Origin of the sequence: Pseudomonas sp. P129 (assembly GCF_020312195.1) — a bacterium.
Taxonomy (GTDB): domain Bacteria; phylum Pseudomonadota; class Gammaproteobacteria; order Pseudomonadales; family Pseudomonadaceae; genus Aquipseudomonas; species Aquipseudomonas fragariae.
On record NZ_JAGPYS010000002.1, the window covers coordinates 218,678 to 223,630 of the forward strand.

The 4,953-nt window shown below is 59.9% G+C and carries 3 protein-coding genes; 1 reads left to right on the forward strand and 2 read right to left on the reverse strand.

What is annotated here, in order from left to right:
• The first annotated feature begins 219 nt into the window (after positions 1-219).
• Positions 220-1,554, forward strand: a complete 1,335-nt coding sequence (locus tag KBY02_RS06760) for a diaminobutyrate--2-oxoglutarate transaminase family protein (protein WP_011267828.1) — start codon at positions 220-222, stop codon at positions 1,552-1,554.
• Between the two features lie 214 nt (positions 1,555-1,768).
• Here the strand turns inward: KBY02_RS06760 and KBY02_RS06765 are convergent, their stop codons facing one another.
• Both KBY02_RS06765 and macA read right to left on the reverse strand, forming a co-directional pair.
• The gene (locus KBY02_RS06765; RefSeq protein ID WP_011267827.1) at positions 1,769-3,730 is read right to left on the reverse strand and encodes a MacB family efflux pump subunit; all 1,962 of its coding nucleotides are present in this window, start codon (positions 3,728-3,730) and stop codon (positions 1,769-1,771) included.
• Between the two features lie 2 nt (positions 3,731-3,732).
• Positions 3,733-4,890 carry a macrolide transporter subunit MacA gene (gene macA / locus KBY02_RS06770; RefSeq protein ID WP_225650051.1) on the reverse strand — a complete coding sequence of 386 codons (1,158 nt, stop codon included), beginning with the start codon at positions 4,888-4,890 and terminating at the stop codon, positions 3,733-3,735.
• Positions 4,891-4,953 lie beyond the last annotated feature (63 nt).

Genomic DNA, 4,953 nt, shown 5'->3' on the forward strand with positions numbered 1-4,953 from the left:
AATCCGGACGATCAGGAGCGTTGTCGCAAGGTTTCTTACAGCGCCATAAATCCCTTTCGTAGCATGCATTTAACGCCTGAGACCGCAGGAAGTCTGTCGTGGAATACGGGGACAGTCCCACGGCGATAAGTTGGCGATCACCCTGAGGTTCTTACAGAATCGGGCTCTGCTCGAAGCGAGTATCAATGAATCCGTACCTGTGCCACCAAGGGATCGACTATGGAAGAGTTAAGCAATCTCAAGAAACTGGAGTCGAATGCGCGCACCTACGCAGCGACCTTCCAGCAGCTGTTTGTCAGCGGCAGAGGCATGCGAGTCAAGGACGCCAACGGCCAGGAATACCTTGACTGCCTGTCCAACGCTGGCACGCTTGCATTGGGTCATAACCCACCGGTGGTCCGTGAAGCGGTGATCGAATTTCTGAACAGTGATCATCTGCAGCAGGCCCTTGACCTGGCCACACCGGCCAAGCACGCCTTCGTCGAAGAACTGTTCGCAACGTTGCCTGCCAGCATGCGTGACAACAGCAAAATCCTGTTCTGCGGCCCCAGCGGCTCAGACGCGGTCGAAGCCGCAATCAAACTGGCCCGTCATTACACCCAGCGCTCGCCGCTGATGTCTTTCCACGGGGGTTATCACGGCATGACCGCTGGTGCGTTGTCGGCCATGGGCAACCTCAACCCCAAGGCAGGCCTGCTGGCCCAGGGCACCCACTTCCTGCCCTTCCCCTATCGCTTCCGCTGCCCGTTCGGCACCGATGGTGAACATACTGACCGCCTCTCCATCGAGTACATCCGCACTGTACTCAGTGACCCGGAGAGCGGCGTGCCCAAACCGGCGGCGGTGGTGGTCGAAGTGATCCAGGGCGAAGGCGGCTGCATCGCAGCATCGGCCGAGTGGCTGCGCGCCGTGCGGGAGATCACCCATGAGCTCGGGATCTTGCTGATTATCGATGAAGTGCAAACCGGCCTCGGACGTACCGGCAACCTGTTTGCCATCGAACACTCCGGGATAACGCCGGATATTCTGGTGCTGTCCAAGGCCATCGGTGGCGGTTACCCGATATCAGTGATCGTCTATGCCGAGCACCTGGATACATGGGGCCCTGGCATGCACGCAGGTACCTTCCGTGGCAACCAGGTGGCAATGGTGGCCGGGGCTGCGACCATGCGTCATATCAAGGAGCACGATCTGGTCGGCAATGCCACGCGCCGGGGTGAGCAATTGCACAGCGGGCTGGAGGACATCGCCCGGCAGTTCCCGTTTATCGGCGATGTTCGTGGTCGTGGCCTGATGCTCGGTGTGGAAATCGTCAAGCCGACCAACGGGTCACGTCCGGGGGCTGGCGATGGCGCACGGGCGCGGGCGATCAAGCTGGAGTGCTTCAACAACGGCATGATCATCGAGACCGGTGGACGCAACAGTGCAGTCCTGCGCTTCCTGCCACCATTGAACATTACCGAGTCGGAAGTGGGCATGATCCTCGACCGCTTCGAACAGTCCCTCAAGAGCAGTAGCGCGGCTCGGGTTTCCAGTGTCAGCGCGGTAGGCTGAGTCCTCGCAACAGCTTGCCAGAGAGGCTGGCGCAGACGATAGCTACCCGTCGACTGCGCCAGTCTCGCGAGCAGCATTTCCCCCTTTGGCTTCCTGCCTGGATGTAATAAGCCGATCGTTTTGACTCCACCGGCAGCAAGCGCTTGTCAGTGCGCGGTCGCGCGCACGCGCCCTTCTCCACTGGGCAGGACATCCTTGTCCTGCAATCCCCCTGTCAATCCCGTGCCAGTGCCTCGATCGGATCGAGCTGTGCCGCGTTACGTGCCGGTACGAAGCCGAACACGATGCCGATCAATGTCGAGCAGATGAACGCAGTGACAATCGAGCCCAGGGAGAACACCATCTGCCACTCCTTGACCAGCAGTGAAAACACATAGCCGATCACGAACGACAGGCTGATGCCGATGACGCCGCCAATCAGGCAGACCATCACCGCCTCCACCAGAAACTGCTGACGGATATCCGACTGGCGTGCCCCGACGGCCATGCGAATGCCGATCTCGCGCGTCCGTTCCGTGACCGACACCAGCATGATGTTCATCACCCCGATGCCGCCGACCGCCAGCGAGATCACCGCGATCAACGACAGCAACAGGGCCAGCGACTGACTGGTCTTCTGCACCGTTTGCATCACGCTGTCGAGGTTGTAGGTGAAGAAGTCCTTGGTCCCGTGCCGCTTTTGCAACAGCTTGTTTACGTTGTCCTCGACCACCTTGCTTGGCTGTCCGTCCTTGACCCGCACGGTGATGCCGTCCAGGTAGGTCTGACCCAGCAGGCGTCCGGAGGCGGTTTCGTAGGGCATCCAGATATTCAGGTTCTTGCTGGTGTCGAAGATGTTTTTCTTGTTCTCGGTCACGCCGATCACCGTACACGGCAGGTTACCCACCAGGATCACCTGGCCCAGCGGGTCGACCTTGGGACCGAACAGGCGAATCCGCGTGTTGTGATCGATCACCACCACCTGTGCCTGCCGCCGGGCGTCATCCTTGTTGAAACCCACCCCCAGGCCCATCTTCGTGCCACGCACCTGGAAGTAGCTCGGGCTGACCCCGCTCACCGTCGCCGATACGTCGATATTTCGGTAGCGCACCAGCAGGTTGCGGCCGATATTCGGTGTGGCGCTGTCGATGTAGTACTCACTGCTCAACGCCGCCACATCGGACAGCGCCAGGGTCTGGATATCCATGGACTTGGTGTCGCCAAAGTCACTGCCTGGGAACACCTCGATGGTATTGCTGCCGATGGCCTGGATGTCCTTGAGCACATAGCGCTTGGCCCCTTCGCCGATCGCTACGATCGACACCACCGAGGTGATGCCGATGATGATCCCGAGCATGGTCAGCAGCGTGCGCATGCGATGCGAGATCAGCGCCACCCACGCCATGACGAAAGCTTCCTGGAACAGGCCGATGTTAGCCATCAGCCGGTTGCCCTGCCTGGGTTTGGTCGGCAGGCGCTCGGTGGTTTTTTCGTTGATGATCGGGCGATCGGTGTTGACCCGGTCGGCGATGATCTCGCCGTCACGCATCTCGATGATGCGCTCGGCGTGCGCTGCCACCTTCTCGTCGTGAGTCACCAAAATCACGGTGTGTCCGGCGCTGTTGAGCTCCAGGAGGATATTCATCACCTCCTTGCCGCTCACGCTGTCGAGGGCGCCAGTGGGTTCGTCGGCCAGAATGATCTCGCCGCCGTTCATCAAGGCCCGGGCGATACTCACCCGCTGCTGCTGGCCGCCTGACAACTGGCTTGGCCGATGCTCCAGATGCCCGGACAGGCCCAGACGCTCGAGCAGCTTCTGCGCGCGCTCCACGCGCATGCCCTTGCCGGTGCCTGCGTAGATAGCTGGCATTTCGACATTCTGGATCGCCGCCAGGTGCGGCAACAGGTGATAACGTTGGAAAATGAAACCGAAGTGATCGCGACGCAGCTCTGCCAGCTCATCATCGGTAAGCGTACCGGTTTCACGCCCGTCGACCTTGTAACTGCCGCTGTTGGGGTGGTCCAGACAGCCCAGCACGTTCATCAGCGTTGACTTGCCGGAACCCGAGGCCCCGGTAATGGCAACCAGTTCGCCGGCATTGATCGTGAGGTTGATGTCATTAAGCGCGATGAAGTCCTTTTCGCCGGCGACGAAACGACGGGTGACACCGTTGAGTTCCAGAAGAGCTCGACTCATGGTCAGGCCCCCGCTGCTGCTGGTGTAGCCGACGGTTCACCGATCACCACCTGGTCACCCTCGGCAAGGCCACTCTTGATCTCGACCCGCACGTTGTTGTTGATGCCGGTCTGCACATTGCGGCTCTGGGCCTGGCCCTGCGCGTCCACCACACGCACCGGGAAGCTGCCGTCGCCATTCTTGTCGCCCAGGGCCGCAACAGGGACAGTCAACACGTCCTTGGCCTTTTCACGCACGATATGCACTTGGGCGGTCATCGAAATACGCAGGCGGTGATCAGGGTTGGGGACGTCGAACAATGCGTTGTAGAACACCGCACTGTTCGGTTTGCTGGCGGTGCTGGATTGCGCATCAAGGAAGTTTTGCGGCGCTGGCTCCGTGCCTTTCAGCTTGGCGTAATAGCGTTTTTCGGCATCGCCGAGGATGGTGAAATACACCTCTTGCCCGGGGGTGATATTAATCACGTCGGCCTCGGAGACCTGAGCCTTGACGGTCATGGTGTCCAGATCCGCCAATTTGAGAATCACCGGTGTCAGTTGGCTGGCGATCACAGTCTGACCTTCCTGCGTCACGATACCCACCACATCACCACTGATCGGCGCGACGATACGGGTGTAGCCCAGGTTGATCCTGGCGGTCTCGATCTGGATTCTTGCGTCGCGCACCTGGGCTTCCAGCGACCGCAGGTTGGCACTCCGGACCTCGAAGTCCGATTGCGCCGTATCGAAGTCCTTTTGCGAGATCGCATCATCCGCACGCAGTTGCTTGTAGCGCTGGTAAATGGCTTTGGCGTCCTTGAGCTGTGCGACAGCCGCATCCTTCTGGGCGATCAGGTTCTGTTCGTTGACCTGCGACTGGCGCAGAGTGTTCTGCAGCACCACGGGATCGATTTCCGCCAGCCACTGACCCTGTTTGACCTTGTCGCCCAGATTGACCTTCAAAGACTTGAGCTGGCCCGAGACCTGCGCGCCGACGTCAACCTGCTTGATGCCCTGCAGCACCCCGCTGGCCAGCACCGAGTTTTCGATATCGGTGCGTTCGACCTTGGCAGTCAGGTACTCCGGAGCCTTTTCCGGGGACTGGACGCTGTAGGCAATACCCGCTGCCAGAACCAACAACACGACAACGATGAGCACTTTGCGAAACTTCAACTTTTTCATAGAAAGCCACGAATGTGTTGAGGATTGACCCGGCGATCAGCCGCCGGGCTTGAAGAAACGACG